Raw genomic sequence first — 12,586 nt, forward strand, 5'->3', positions numbered from 1 at the left:
TGTCCACAGGCCAGGACCCCGCACTGGACAGGTGTGCGAAACTGCTCGGCATGCTGGGCGTAACCGATCTGCCGACGTTCCTCGCCGGAATGGTTCTGATCATTCTGCTGCCGGGGCCGAACTCGCTCTACGTACTCTCCGTCGCGGCCCGCAGGGGCGCGCGCACGGGCTACCGCGCCGCGGCCGGCGTCTGGGCCGGGGACACCGTGCTCATGGTGCTCTCGGCGGCGGGCATCGCCTCCCTGCTGACCACGAACGACCTGCTGTTCAGCATCGTCAAATACGCGGGCGCGGGCTATCTGACCTGGCTGGCGATCGGCATGCTCCGCGCCGCCTGGAGCATGTGGCGCGACCGTGACGGCGACCAGGCGGCCGCCGCCCCCGCCGAAGCGGCCCCGGCCCCGGCCGAGCGCCCGTTCCGGCGGGCCCTGCTGATCAGTCTGCTCAACCCCAAGGCGATCCTGTTCTTCATCGCCTTCTTCGTGCAGTTCGTCGACCCCGGCTACGCCTATCCGGCGCTCTCCTTCGCCCTGCTCGGCGGGCTGGTGCAGCTCGGCAGCGTCCTCTATCTCACCCTGCTCATCTTCACCGGCACCCATCTGGCGGACGCCTTCCGCCGCCGCCGCAGACTCTCCGCGGGCGCCACCTCCGCGGCGGGCGCGCTCTTCCTGGGCTTCGCCGCGAAGCTGTCGCTGAGCAGCGCCTGACCCGACGCCCCTGCCCGCTTCCGCCCGGCCTTTCCGGCCGGGCGGCAGCCGGCAACCCTGGGGCCGTACGGGCCGGAGCCGACCGCGCCCGGGCGGGCCACCGGCCCGGCGCCCGGGGGTGATACCGGCGTAAGTCAGCCGTCCAGCCGGGCGCCCAGCCCGGTGACCCCCGCCGGGAGATACGGCGAGGAGACCGGCACCGGCCAGCCCATCCGGCGGACATGGCAGACCAGCGCCAGCGCGTCCAGGTCGAGCACCGTACGGCCGGTGTCCGCCGCGTCGCCCCCGGCGTAGTGGTCGCGGTGGGCCTCCAGGGTGTCGGCGAGGGCCAAGGCGAAGCCCTCGCGGTCGCCCTCCACCACCTGGGAGAGCAGCACCGCGGGCGGGGCGAGGGGGTGGCCGGGGCTACGGCCGCCGGAGGCGAGGGCCCGGTCGGTCGCCGGGACCGGGTCGGTGCCGCGGAGGTAGTCGTGGAGCGCGGCCCCGTACGCCGCCACCGCCGGAGCGTCGCCCCCCTGCCGGAAGAACCCGGGCTCCACCAGGACACAGGCGGCCAGTGACCGGCGGTCGCCCGTGATCAGCGCCAGCGCCGCCGTCTGCTTCCAGAAACCGGGCCCGGCGGCCGGGTCCGGCCGGGCGGGCAGCACCCGTTCCGTGCCCGCCACGGCGACCGGCAGCCCGGTGCCCTCCGGTGCCAGCGCCAGCCGGAGCACCGCCGCGCCCGCCTCCGCCGCAGTCCGCAGCATCCCCGGTACCCCCGGGTCCCGGCCCGCCGGGTCGGCCGCCACCCGGTGCAGAAAGACCGACAGCAGTCCGTGCGTCAGATGCTTCAGCGCGGTCGCCGCCTCCGCCGGATGCTCCCGGGGATCGCGGAACCTCGCCAGTTCCCGCGCCAGATAGTCCTCGAACGCCGCGACGTCCCCCTGCCGCGCGTACGGCGGCTCCGGCCGGTCCACCAGCAGGGGACCGGCGGCCAGTGCCGCCACGGCGTCGGGGCACTTCCCGCGGCCGTACGCCGCCACCCGGTCCCGCGGCGGCCGGAAGCCCGACACCGGCCCGTACGGCAGATACGCCGACTCGAACCGCAGGGCCCAGCCGTTCCACCGGACCGCCATCGCCGCCAGCGCGATTGCTTCCAGCGGGAGGAGCCCGGCGAGCGCGGGCCGGGCGTACGACGCCTCGACCGCCCGGTGCTCCGTCAACTGGGCGGCCAGCGCCCGGACGAACGCCTCCTCGTCGTCCGCCGCCAGGGCCCGCAGGGTCACCAGCGCCGCCCGGTACTGGCGGCCGAGGGCGGGATCCGGGTCCAGCCGGTCGCAGAGCACCCCGATCAGCGCGGCCCGCTCCTCGTCGGGCAGCGGCCCGGCCTGCGACTCCGGCCTGCCCTCCACATGGCCGTGGACATGGATCAGCAGGGCGTGGACCAGTGCCACGTCCGGCCGGGCCTCGTGCCCGGCCAGCGGGGCCGCCGTATCGACGAACAGCCGGCCGTGCTCGTCGGACGTGCCCGCGACATAGGAGAGCAGGAACGCCGTGAGCCAGATCCCCGGCCGTACCGCCGTCGGGCGGCCGGTGCCGGGATCCGGATGGACGACCGTCGTACCCGTGTACCCGATCCGGACCGGGCCGCCCCGGCCCGCGGCCAGCAGGACCGAGCCGACCGCCGCGGCCGCCGCCGACTCGAAGGCGGCCCGGGCGTCCTGGTCCGTCAGCCCGGGATGGTCGACCGAGCGCGCGGCCGCATAGCCGAGCAGCGATTCGGCGATCAGCCGCCAGCGGTCCGCCGGACGCGGATCGTGCTCCACCGCCCGTAGGTCCAGGGCGATCCGCTCCCCGAACCCGTTCAGCGCCCCGGCCACCTCCGGCAGCCCGATCTCATGACGTTCGATCCGCATGGCCGCCGCCCCCCTGGCCTCCCGGCCGTCCGCCCTCGTACCTGCTGTGCCGTGCTGAGTCGATCTTGGTCACACAGCATAGGAAGGACCGCCGACTCCGTTGTCATCACGGGTGGTTACATGCCCCTGGTATGTGCCGCGGATCGCGGACCGGCCACGATTCGGCCGCAGCTCGTACGGGCGGCAGCCCCGGTCGTGTCCCCGGCCCGGCGGCCGGTCCATGCTGGGGGCTCCACTGCGGACGTCGAGGGGGAGACGTGAGCGCACGACGGAGCATTGCCGCGCTGTGCCTGGTGACAGGGCTGGTCACGACGGCGGGGGCCTGTTCGGTACCGACCAAGGATCTGACGGCCGTGTGGATCGGGGCGGACGGGATACCGGTCGCCGAGATCCGGCCGTGCGACGGGGACCGGGCGTACGGCCTGACCCTGGAGAGCTTTTCGGACACCCCGTCCGGAGCGGCCACGGTGATCTCCCCGGGGACCGCGGCGGCCGGGACCGGTGCCGTACGGCGGGTGAACACCTCCTGGTCCGTCGGACACCGGGACGGCGTCTCCGCGGCCGGGTTCCCGCTCTTCTCACCCCCGGCCGCCTGGAAGGTGCGCACGAAAGGGCCCCAGGAACTGCGCCCGGGCCACCGCTACTCCCTGGACTTCCGGGGGGACGCCGAGGACTGGGACACGTACAACTCCTGGCTCGACTTCACCCTGGAGGACCTGAAGTCGCTGAAGCCGGGCGAGGTCTGGAACGGCGACGCGGTCACCCGGGAGGAGTTCGAGAAGACGGCCCGGGACATGTGCTGACGGGCCGGGCCGCCCGCCACCGGCCGCCCGGTCCGTTCTTCAGCCGGCCCGTTCCCTGCACCGCGGGCAGCCCCCGGAAGGGGCCGCGCGGCCCCGCCCCGGCGGAGCGGGCCGCGGCCTTGCCGGGGCCGCCGCCGTACGGAACGGATCCGCCCCGCCCTCAGTCCTGCCGCTCCGCCACGCCCCACCCCACCGCGTCCGGCAGGGTCGCGTTGCCGCCGCAGACCACCAGGCCGATGCGGGTGTCCGGGCCGGAGCGGCCGAGGACGCGGCGGGCGGCCGGGAGGAGGCAGCCCGCGGCCGGTTCGGTCCAGAGCTTGGCGTGGTGGGCCAGGTCCCGGACGCCCCGGACCGCCTCCGCGTCGGGGACCACGATCACGCCCTCCAGCAGCGCCGCCGCATGGTCGTACGTCAGCCGGGAGACCGAGGGCGCGCTCAAGGTGGTCACCAGCGACGACAGCTCGACCGGCACCGGGCCGCCCGCCGCCAGCGCCCGGGACATCGACTCCGCGCCGGCCGTCTCGACGCCCCAGACCCGGACCCCGGGCAGCAGCGCCTTCAGCGCCACCGTCACCCCCGCGATCAGCCCCCCGCCGCCGATGCTGACCAGGACGTCCGTCGGAGTGTCCGCACCGGTCGCCGGAAGGTCCTCGGCGAACTCCAGCCCGACCGTCCCCTGGGCCGCGATCACCAGCGGATCGTCGAAGGGGTGGACCAGCGTCATGCCCTCCGCGCGCAGCCGCTCCATCAGCGCGAACGCCTCCGGCATGGTCTCCGTGAGCCGGACGTTCGCCCCCGCCGCCGCGGCTGCCTCCACCGACCGCGCCGAGGCCGTACGCGCCATGCAGACCGTCGCCTTGATGTCGAGCATCCCGGCCGCCACGGCCACCGCCACACCGTGGTTGCCGCCGCTCACCGCGACCACGCCCGCCGCGCGCTGCGCCGCGTCCAGCGACAGCAGCTTCGCCAGCGCGCCGCGCGCCTTGAAGGAGCCCGTGCGCTGGAGAAGCTCCAGTTTCGCGGTGACCGGGGCCCCGAGCAGCTCCGAGAGCCCGGGGGAGAACACGGTCGGCGTGCGGACCACATGCCCCTCGATGAGCCGGGCAGCCGCGTGTACATCCTCGATGGCAATCATGTCCTCATCCTCGCACCGGCCCACCGGGCCGAAACGGGGCCGGTCCGGGCGGCGCCGGAGCGGCATGACTCCTCCGGAGGCGGGGAAGGGCGAGCACCGGTACGGTCGGAAAGAGGCCGGACCTTACCCACACGGGTGCGTAACCATGCGCGCGCAGTCCATTTTTCTTCCCCTAATGGATTGAACTTTTGTTGATCAGTGGTCAGTTGACCCCCTGCTGGGCCTACTCTTCAACAGGTGAACCAACTGATGTCCCGAGAGTCCGAAGCCGATCTGCCCGGGAGCGTCTCACTGCCCGGCACGCTGTCCGAGCCCCTGCGTGCCGAGCTGATCGCGTTCCGCCGTGACCTCCATATGCACCCCGAGCTGGGCAATCAGGAGTTCCGGACGACCACCGCGATCAAAAACCGGCTCGAAGCGGCCGGCCTCGCGCCGCGGGTGCTGAGCGTGGGCACCGGACTCGTCTGTGACATCGGTACCTGGGACGGCGTGACGCCGATGCTGGCGCTGCGCGCGGACATCGACGCGCTGCCGATTCCCGACACCAAGACCTCGGTGGCCTACCGCTCCACCGTCCCGGACCGGGCCCACGCCTGCGGCCACGACGTCCACACCACGACGGTCCTCGGCGCCGGACTGGTCCTCGCCGAACTGGACCGGGCCGGGCTGCTGCCCGCGCCGGTGCGGCTGCTCTTCCAGCCCGCCGAGGAGGTCCTGCCGGGCGGCGCGCCGGACGCGATCGCGTCCGGGGTCCTCGACGGCGTCGGGCGGATCATCGCGGTCCACTGCGACCCCAAGGTCGACGCCGGGTTCATCGGACTGCGGCCCGGGCCGATCACCTCCGCCTGCGACCGGCTGGAGGTCACCCTCGACGGGCCCGGCGGCCACACCGCCCGCCCCCATCTGACCACCGACCTGGTCACCGCCGCCGCGAAGATCGTCACCGAGGTGCCGGCACTGGTGGCCCGCCGGGTGGACGCGCGCTCCGGCCTCGCTGTGACCTGGGGACGTATCGAGTCCGGCCATGCCTGCAATGTGATCCCGCAGCACGCGGAGCTGTCGGGGACCGTGCGCTGCCTCGACCTGGCGGCCTGGCGGGAGGCGCCCGATCTGGTCCATGCCGCGATCGACGAGGTCGCGGCGCTGCACCGGGCGAAATCGCAGATCGACTACATCCGCGGGGTGCCGCCGGTGGTGAACGATCCGGAGGTCACCGACCTGCTGCGGGCCGCCCAGGCGGCCCGCCGCGGCGCCCACACCGTGGAGGACACCGAGCAGAGCCTCGGCGGGGAGGACTTCTCCTGGTATCTGGAGCATGTGCCGGGCGCGATGGCCCGGCTGGGCGTCCGCCGCCCCGGCGACACGGTCCGCCGCGATCTCCACCGGGGCGACTTCGACGTCGACGAGGAGTCCATCCGTGTGGGCGTCGAGCTGTTCACGGCGGCGGCGCTGCTGAGCGCCCGCGACACCAAAGCCGCCGAGAGCGGCGAGAACGCCGAGAGCCGCGAAGACGCCTGACCCGCCGGGGACCCCAACCCACCCGGTGGCCTGTACCCCGGGCGGGCCCCGCGGCCGGGGCCGTGTCCCGTCGCACGGGACACCCGGCCGGTGCCGGGCGGCCACCCCGCCCGTACAGCCGTCCGTACGCCCCGCAAGCCCCACGCCCGGCTGTCGGTCCCGGGCTCCGGGCCCGCGCGGGGACCACACGCGCCCGGCCCCCGCACCCCCCGCGCCCGGACCCCGCAGGGGACCCGCGCCCGGCGCCGTGCGGCCCCGCACCCCCGGGGACGGGTGTCCCGGAGCACCCCGGCAAGCTCCCCGCAGGGGCCCTGCGCCCGGCGCCGTGCGGCCCCGCACTTCCGGGTGCCCGCCCCCGGCCGCGCCCGCACCCCCGGGACGGGCGCCCCGGAGCCCCCGCCCGGCCCCGCGGAAGCCCGGCGCCCTCCACGCCTCCCGAGCCCCCCGCAGGGGCCCTGCGCCCCCGGAGACCGCCCAGGCCCCCCGCAGGGGACCGGCGATTTCCGGACATGTTGTGGTGGGCGGCCCACCCGCCTCATCCGTCCCCCGTGACCCTTTTCCGTCACCGTCCCGTCACCCTCCCGACCGGCGAACGCGACGATCCGATAACGACTCATGAACGGGTCTTTAACTGACATCTACGCGCGTTACGATCGCGGCGAAACCAGCGCCGGAAGAGGCGCTTTCGGTCAGTCTCGAAGGGACCCTCCTCTTGCGCCGGGTATCCAAGATCACCGCCGCGGGCATCACGGCCGCGGCCCTCGCTCTCACGGCCACCGCGTGCGGCGAGTCCTCCACCGAGTCCAGCTCCTCCAGCACCTCGTCCGCCGGTACCGGCGGCAAGCTGAAGGTCGGCGCCGCGTACGACGTCGGCGGCCGCGGTGACAACTCCTTCAACGACTCCGCCGCGCGCGGCCTGGACAAGGCCAAGGCCGAGCTGGGCGCCGAGGTCAAGGAGCTGACCGCCAAGCACGGCGAGACCCCCGCCGACCGCGAGGCGCGTCTGGTCTCCCTGGCCGAGGGCGGCTACAACCCGGTCATCGCCGTCGGTTTCGCCTACAAGGACTCCGTCGACAAGGTCGCGGCCAAGTTCCCGAAGACGACCTTCGGTCTGGTCGACTCGGTCTCCGAGGCCAAGAACGTCGACAGCATCGTCTTCACCGAGGAGCAGGGCTCCTACCTCGCGGGTGTCGCCGCGGCCCTGAAGTCCAAGGACGGCAAGGTCGGCTTCATCGGCGGTGTGGACCTGCCGCTGATCAAGAAGTTCGCGGCCGGCTTCGAGCAGGGCGTCAAGGAGACCAAGCCGAGCGCCTCGGTCCAGATCCAGTACCTGACCACCGGTACCGACCTCTCCGGCTTCGGCAGCCCGGACAAGGGCAAGGCCGCCGCCCAGGGCATGCTCGACAAGGGCATCGACGTGATCTACGCGGCCGCGGGCGGCTCCGGCGCCGGCGCCATCGAGGCCGTCGCCGCCAAGAAGGGCACCTGGGCCATCGGTGTCGACTCCGACCAGGCCAAGGACCCGGCCCTGTCGAAGTACGCCGCCTCCATCCTGACCTCGGTGGTGAAGAACGTCGACACCGGCGTCTTCGAGCTGTCGAAGTCCGTCAAGGACGGCAAGCCGCTGACCGGCGTCCACACCTACTCGCTCGCCGAGGACGGTGTCAGCCTCACCACCACGGGTGACCACCTGAAGGACATCCAGGCGAAGCTCGACGAGGCGAAGAAGAAGATCGTCGACGGTCAGATCAAGGTCAAGACCACCATCTGATCCCAGCAGTCGATCAGGGCCCGGGCGAGCGGCCGTACCGTTCCTCCGGGCCCTGATCCACGCGGTACCCCCCGATCCCCACGGTGTTCCCACCCCCCTCCCGGGAGCACCGCGCAAGGGGCGTCAAACGATTTGGTGGCGCTACGCGCGTAGCATCTACCGGCCGCCGTAAAGCACGGTATTTTTCGCCACCACACCCCCGCCCCAGCTCCTCCTCCGCTCCTGCCCAGGGAGAGTGCGTCATCAACGCGTCCAGCAGCCCCCATGCCGTAGAGCTCCGCGGCATCACCAAACGATTCCCCGGAGTCGTGGCCAACCACGACATCGACATCACCGTGCGCCGCGGTACCGTCCACGCCCTCGTCGGCGAGAACGGCGCCGGGAAGTCCACCCTGATGAAGATCCTCTACGGCATGCAGAAGCCGGACGAGGGCACCATCACCATCGACGGCGAGCAGGTCTCGTTCCACAGCCCCGGCGACGCGATCGCCCGCGGTATCGGCATGGTGCACCAGCACTTCATGCTCGCCGACTACCTGACCGTGCTGGAGAACGTGGTCCTCGGCTCCGAGAAGCTCTACGGCATCGGGGACCGGGCGCGCGCCAAGATCAGGGAGATCTCCGACGCCTACGGCCTCGGGATCCGCCCCGACGCGCACGTCGAGGACCTCGGCGTCGCCGACCGCCAGCGGGTGGAGATCCTCAAGGTCCTCTACCGCGGTGCCCGCACCCTGATCCTGGACGAGCCCACCGCCGTCCTGGTGCCGCAGGAGGTCGACGCGCTCTTCGACAATCTGCGGGAGCTGAAGGCCGAGGGCCTGACGGTCATCTTCATCTCGCACAAGCTGGGCGAGGTGCTCTCGGTCGCCGACGACATCACCGTCATCCGGCGCGGCACCACGGTCGGCACCGCCGACCCGGCGAACACCACGCCCAAGCAGCTCGCCGAGCTGATGGTCGGCAGCGAGCTGCCGTCGCCGGAGACCCGCGAGTCGACCGTCACCGACGTTCCGATGCTCACGGTCGACGGGCTGCGGCTGACCGCCACCGACCCGGACGGCGTGGTCCGCGCCGTACTCGACGGCATCGCCTTCACCATCCACAAGGGCGAGGTGCTCGGCATCGCCGGTGTGGAGGGCAACGGCCAGTCCGAACTGGTCGAGGCGGTGATGGGCATGCGGACCGCGGACAGCGGCACCGTCGTGCTCGATGGCGCCGACATCTCCCACACCCCCACCCGGAAGCGGCGCGAGGACGGCATGGCCGTCATCCCCGAGGACCGCCACCGCCACGGACTGCTGCTCGAAGCGCCGCTGTGGGAGAACCGGATCCTCGGCCATGTCACCGAGAAGCCCAACAGCAAGGGCGCCTTCCTCGACATCAAGGCCGCCCGCGCCGACACCGAGCGGATCGTGCGCGAGTACGACGTCCGCACCCCCGGTATCGACGTCACCGCCGCCTCCCTCTCCGGCGGCAACCAGCAGAAGCTGATCGTCGGCCGGGAGATGAGCCACAACCCCAAGCTGCTGATCGCCGCCCACCCCACCCGCGGTGTGGACGTCGGCGCGCAGGCCCAGATCTGGGACCAGATCCGGGAGGCCCGCCGTGAGGGCCTCGCGGTCCTGCTGATCTCCGCCGACCTCGACGAGCTGATCGGCCTCTCCGACACCCTGCGGGTGATGTACCGCGGCAGGCTCGTCGCGGACGCGGACCCCGCGACGATCACCCCGGAGGAGCTGGGCTCCGCCATGACCGGCGCGGCCACCGGCCATCTGGAGCACACCGAGGACGCCGTCCCGGAGAGCTCCGCCGACGAGACCCCCGGCGCCGAGCGCCGCACGGACGGGGGAGAGGACCGATGAAGAAGTTCGACAAGGAGCGGGTGCTCCTGGGGCTCGCCGCCCCGCTGCTGGCGATCGTGGTCGCCTTCCTGGTCACCGCGCTGGTGCTGGCCGCGACCGGCAAGGAGCCGTTCAACGCCTTCAGCATCATGTTCGACTACGGCTCGAAGTCGGACAGCCAGGTCTACATCATCAACAAGGCCACCACGTACTACCTCGCGGGCATCGCGGTCGCCATCGGCTTCCGGATGAACCTGTTCAACATCGGAGTCGACGGCCAGTACCGGCTGGCGGCCTTCTTCGCCGCGGCCCTCGGCGGCGCGCTGACCCTGCCGGGCCCGGTGCAGATTCCGCTGATCATCCTCTGCGCGATGCTCGTCGGCGCCATGTGGGCCGGTATCGCCGGTCTGCTCAAGGTCACCCGCGGGGTCAGCGAGGTCGTCTCGACGATCATGCTGAACGCGATCGCCACCGCGATCATCGGCTATCTGCTCCAGCAGGGCCGGCTCGGCCACCTCGACCAGGCCGGTACCAAGGTCTCCACCAAGCCCATCCCGGAGTCCTCCCGCTTCTTCGAGTTCCCGACCCAGCCCGAGCCCGTCTGGGGCTTCCTCGTGGTCGCCGTGCTCGTCGGAGTGGCGTACTGGTTCACGCTCTCCCGTACCCGCTTCGGCTTCGACCTGCGCACGGTCGGCCAGTCCGGCTCGGCCGCCCAGGCCAGCGGCGTGAACGTGAAGAAGATGGTCATCACGTCCATGCTGATCTCCGGCGCCGCCGCCGGTCTGGTCGGTATGCCGACCCTGCTGAACGACAGCTACGAGTACAGCGGCGACTTCCCGGTCGGCATCGGCTTCACCGGTATCGCCATCGCCCTGCTCGGCCGCAACCACCCGATCGGCATCGCGCTCGGCGCGATCCTCTGGGCCTTCCTGGAGCGCGGCAGCGGCCAGCTGGAGTTCCAGGGCTACGACAAGGAGATCGTCGGCGTCATCCAGGGCGTCATCGTCCTCTGCGTGGTCATCGCCTACGAAGTCGTCCGCCGCTACGGCCTCAAGCGCCAGCAGCGGCAGGTCGGCGCCAAGCTCGCCGCCCAGGCCCGCTCCAACGGCAACAACGGCAACGGCAACACCGACAAGCAGGAGGTGTCGGCGTGACCGCCACGGCGACCACGACTCCGCCGCCCGCCGCCCCCCGGGTGAGCGGCGGCAAGGGCGGGCGCACCCGCCTGTCCTTCCCCATGATCCTGCTGATCATCGCGGGCGCGCTGGTCGCGCTCTCCGCGGTGCGGGTCATCACCGGGGCCGACGACATCACCTCCTCCGGCCTGATCAGCGCCTCCCTGGCGCTGGCCGTCCCGATCGGCCTCGCCGGTCTCGGCGGTCTCTGGGCCGAGCGGGCGGGCGTCGTCAACATCGGTCTCGAAGGCATGATGATCCTCGGCACCTTCTTCGGTGCCTGGGCCGGCTGGCAGACCGACCCGTGGATCGGCGTTCTCGCCGGTGTGCTGGGCGGTATGTTCGGCGGCCTGCTCCATGCGATCGCCACCGTCACCTTCGGTGTCGACCACATCATCTCCGGTATCGCGATCAACATCCTGGCGCTGGGCATCACCACCTACTTCGCCAAGCTCTGGTTCAACAGCGGCGAGGCCGCGGCCAAGGGCGGCAGCCCCAAGCAGTCGCCGCCCTCCGACGACATCGCGACCGTGACCCTGCCCGGCCTCTCGGACCTCTTCAAGACCATCGAGAACCACGAGTGGTTCTTCGTCTCGGACGTCGCGGGCATCCTCGGCGGCCTGGTCACCGATGTCTCGCTGCTGACGATCGTCGCCATGCTGCTCTTCGTGGGCACCTTCGCGGTGCTCTGGAAGACCGGCTTCGGCCTCCGGCTGCGCTCCTGCGGCGAGAACCCGATCGCGGCCGAGTCCCTCGGTGTCAACGTCTACAAGTACAAGTACATCGCGGTGATCATCTCCGGCGGTATGGCCGGTCTCGGCGGTGCCTTCCTCTCCCTGGTCACCTCGCACATCTACAACGAGGGCCAGACCGGCGGCCGCGGCTATATCGGCCTGGCGGCGATGATCTTCGGCAACTGGCGGCCCGGCGGGCTCGCGATGGGCGCCGGACTCTTCGGCTACGCCGACGCCCTCCAGCTGCGCAACGGCGGCCAGTCCGTCCACGCACTGCTCCTGCTGCTGGTGGTCGTCCTGGTCGGCCTCGCGCTCTGGAAGTACTACCGCAAGGCGTTCGTCCCGGCCACGGTCAGCGCCGTGATCGCGGCGGCCGTCCTGGTCTGGTACCTGGGCACGGACACCGTCCCGACCGAGTTCGTCACCGCGACCCCGTACATCGTGACGCTGCTGGTCCTGTCGCTCTCCGCGCAACGGCTGAGAATGCCCAAGGCGGACGGTATGCGCTACCGCAAGGGCCAGGGCAAATGACCCCGGCCGCCGCGCCGGACGCGTTCGACTGGGAGGCCCTGCGGGTGCAGGCGCGTGAGGCGATGGCCCATGCGTACGTCCCGTACTCGGACTTCCCGGTCGGCGCGGCCGCCCGGGTCGACGACGGCCGCACGGTCACCGGCTGCAATGTCGAGAACGCCTCCTACGGCCTCTCGCTCTGCGCCGAGTGCGGTCTGGTCTCCCGGCTCCACCTCACCGGTGGCGGCAGGCTGACCCACTTCACCTGCGTCGACGGCCGGGGCGAGAGCCTCGTGCCGTGCGGCAGGTGCCGTCAGCTGCTCTACGAGTTCGGGGGGCCCGAGCTGCTGCTCGACACCCCCGCGGGCATTGTCACCATGGCCGAGCTGCTGCCGCAGCCGTTCGGCCCGGCCCATCTGGCATGACCCCGGCGCGGCCCCTTCCCCGGAGTACCGGAGGAGGGGGCCGCGGCCTTTTCCGGGCCCGTACGGCTCCGG

Annotated in this window: 10 protein-coding genes; 8 read left to right on the plus strand and 2 right to left on the minus strand. The window is 72.1% G+C overall.

Annotated elements, in window-relative coordinates:
* Nucleotides 1-50 precede the first annotated feature (50 nt).
* Nucleotides 51-707, plus strand: coding sequence for a leucine efflux protein LeuE (leuE, locus tag ACWDR0_RS04805; protein WP_456350186.1), 657 nt, complete (start codon nucleotides 51-53; stop codon nucleotides 705-707).
* A gap of 134 nt (nucleotides 708-841) precedes the next feature.
* On the opposite strand, the gene ACWDR0_RS04810 is transcribed toward leuE, so the two are convergent.
* A complete protein-coding gene (locus tag ACWDR0_RS04810) occupies nucleotides 842-2,602 on the minus strand; it encodes an Imm49 family immunity protein (protein ID WP_456350187.1) in 1,761 nt (586 codons plus the stop codon).
* 257 nt (nucleotides 2,603-2,859) lie between these two features.
* Between ACWDR0_RS04810 and ACWDR0_RS04815 the strand changes: the two genes are divergently transcribed.
* The gene (locus ACWDR0_RS04815) at nucleotides 2,860-3,405 is read left to right on the plus strand and encodes a hypothetical protein (protein ID WP_456350188.1); all 546 of its coding nucleotides are present in this window, start codon (nucleotides 2,860-2,862) and stop codon (nucleotides 3,403-3,405) included.
* A 160-nt stretch (nucleotides 3,406-3,565) separates the two neighbouring features.
* On the opposite strand, the gene ACWDR0_RS04820 is transcribed toward ACWDR0_RS04815, so the two are convergent.
* Nucleotides 3,566-4,540: a threonine/serine dehydratase gene (locus tag ACWDR0_RS04820; protein WP_456350189.1), complete on the minus strand. Its 975-nt coding sequence runs from the start codon at nucleotides 4,538-4,540 to the stop codon at nucleotides 3,566-3,568.
* A 249-nt stretch (nucleotides 4,541-4,789) separates the two neighbouring features.
* Between ACWDR0_RS04820 and ACWDR0_RS04825 the strand changes: the two genes are divergently transcribed.
* The 6 genes from ACWDR0_RS04825 to ACWDR0_RS04850 all read left to right on the plus strand — a co-directional run bounded on the left by ACWDR0_RS04825 (nucleotide 4,790) and on the right by ACWDR0_RS04850 (nucleotide 12,514).
* Nucleotides 4,790-6,058 carry an amidohydrolase gene (locus ACWDR0_RS04825; RefSeq protein ID WP_456350290.1) on the plus strand — a complete coding sequence of 423 codons (1,269 nt, stop codon included), beginning with the start codon at nucleotides 4,790-4,792 and terminating at the stop codon, nucleotides 6,056-6,058.
* A 712-nt stretch (nucleotides 6,059-6,770) separates the two neighbouring features.
* A complete protein-coding gene (locus ACWDR0_RS04830; protein WP_456350190.1) occupies nucleotides 6,771-7,829 on the plus strand; it encodes a BMP family lipoprotein in 1,059 nt (352 codons plus the stop codon).
* Nucleotides 7,830-8,071: 242 nt separating this feature from the next.
* Complete coding sequence (locus ACWDR0_RS04835; protein ID WP_456350291.1) at nucleotides 8,072-9,691, plus strand: ABC transporter ATP-binding protein; 1,620 nt, start codon at nucleotides 8,072-8,074, stop codon at nucleotides 9,689-9,691.
* Nucleotides 9,688-10,824: an ABC transporter permease gene (locus tag ACWDR0_RS04840; RefSeq protein WP_456350191.1), complete on the plus strand. Its 1,137-nt coding sequence runs from the start codon at nucleotides 9,688-9,690 to the stop codon at nucleotides 10,822-10,824. The genes ACWDR0_RS04835 and ACWDR0_RS04840 overlap by 4 nt, the downstream gene beginning before the upstream one ends.
* The gene (locus tag ACWDR0_RS04845; protein ID WP_456350192.1) at nucleotides 10,821-12,110 is read left to right on the plus strand and encodes an ABC transporter permease; all 1,290 of its coding nucleotides are present in this window, start codon (nucleotides 10,821-10,823) and stop codon (nucleotides 12,108-12,110) included. The genes ACWDR0_RS04840 and ACWDR0_RS04845 overlap by 4 nt, the downstream gene beginning before the upstream one ends.
* Entirely contained in the window at nucleotides 12,107-12,514 is a 408-nt protein-coding gene (locus ACWDR0_RS04850) for a cytidine deaminase (RefSeq protein ID WP_456350193.1), read from the plus strand. Before ACWDR0_RS04845 ends, ACWDR0_RS04850 begins: the two co-directional genes overlap by 4 nt.
* Nucleotides 12,515-12,586 lie beyond the last annotated feature (72 nt).

Source organism: Streptomyces sp. NPDC003691, assembly GCF_053981115.1.

Excerpts from the sequence above, each read along its gene's own strand:
- leuE (WP_456350186.1), top strand. The coding sequence starts at position 51 with ATGCTGGGCGTAACCGATCTGCCGACGTTCCTCGCCGGAATGGTTCTG.
- ACWDR0_RS04810 (WP_456350187.1), bottom strand. The coding sequence starts at position 2,602 with ATGCGGATCGAACGTCATGAGATCGGGCTGCCGGAGGTGGCCGGGGCG.
- ACWDR0_RS04820 (WP_456350189.1), bottom strand. The coding sequence starts at position 4,540 with ATGATTGCCATCGAGGATGTACACGCGGCTGCCCGGCTCATCGAGGGG.
- ACWDR0_RS04825 (WP_456350290.1), top strand. The coding sequence starts at position 4,790 with ATGTCCCGAGAGTCCGAAGCCGATCTGCCCGGGAGCGTCTCACTGCCC.
- ACWDR0_RS04840 (WP_456350191.1), top strand. The coding sequence starts at position 9,688 with ATGAAGAAGTTCGACAAGGAGCGGGTGCTCCTGGGGCTCGCCGCCCCG.
- ACWDR0_RS04850 (WP_456350193.1), top strand. The coding sequence starts at position 12,107 with ATGACCCCGGCCGCCGCGCCGGACGCGTTCGACTGGGAGGCCCTGCGG.